Genomic DNA, 629 nt, shown 5'->3' on the forward strand with positions numbered 1-629 from the left:
TAAATCTTGTCTTTTAAATAGTCTAGTGATGATGGCAAAGAGGTCACACCCGTTCCCATACCGAACACGGAAGTTAAGCTCTTTAGCGCCGATGGTAGTTGGGGGCTTCCCCCTGTGAGAGTAGGACATCGCTAGGCATAATACCCAGGAGGATTAGCTCAGCTGGGAGAGCACCTGCCTTACAAGCAGGGGGTCGGCGGTTCGAGCCCGTCATCCTCCACCATTTGCCGGTTTAGCTCAGCAGGTAGAGCAACTGACTTGTAATCAGTAGGTCGTGGGTTCGATTCCTATAGCCGGCACCATAGTTTTGAGCCATTAGCTCAGTTGGTAGAGCATCTGACTTTTAATCAGAGGGTCGAAGGTTCGAGTCCTTCATGGCTCACCATTTAAATTGCCAACAAAATATGCGGGTGTGGCGGAATTGGCAGACGCACTAGACTTAGGATCTAGCGCCGCAAGGCGTGGGGGTTCGACTCCCTTCACCCGCACCATTTTTTAAAAATTCATAATTGCCAGGATAAATAAATCTTATGCACATGCGGAAGTAGTTCAGTGGTAGAACACCACCTTGCCAAGGTGGGGGTCGCGAGTTCGAACCTCGTCTTCCGCTCCAAATGTGCCGGGGTGGC

General features: G+C 50.7%; 5 tRNA genes and 1 rRNA gene. All 6 read left to right on the top strand.

The features are described from left to right. The first annotated feature begins 21 nt into the window (after positions 1-21). The 6 genes from rrf to ACYQ73_RS28180 all read left to right on the top strand — a co-directional run bounded on the left by rrf (position 22) and on the right by ACYQ73_RS28180 (position 613). A 5S ribosomal RNA gene (rrf, locus tag ACYQ73_RS28155) occupies positions 22-137 on the top strand. A gap of 10 nt (positions 138-147) precedes the next feature. Then, positions 148-223: transfer RNA gene (locus ACYQ73_RS28160), tRNA-Val, on the top strand. 3 nt (positions 224-226) lie between these two features. Then, a tRNA-Thr gene (locus ACYQ73_RS28165) sits at positions 227-302 on the top strand. Between the two features lie 7 nt (positions 303-309). Beyond that, a tRNA-Lys gene (locus ACYQ73_RS28170) sits at positions 310-385 on the top strand. 21 nt (positions 386-406) lie between these two features. Further along, positions 407-491: transfer RNA gene (locus ACYQ73_RS28175), tRNA-Leu, on the top strand. 47 nt (positions 492-538) lie between these two features. Next, positions 539-613, top strand: a tRNA-Gly gene (locus ACYQ73_RS28180). The last annotated feature ends 16 nt before the right edge of the window (positions 614-629 follow it).

The sequence above is a fragment of the Lysinibacillus sp. CTST325 genome, assembly GCF_054665055.1.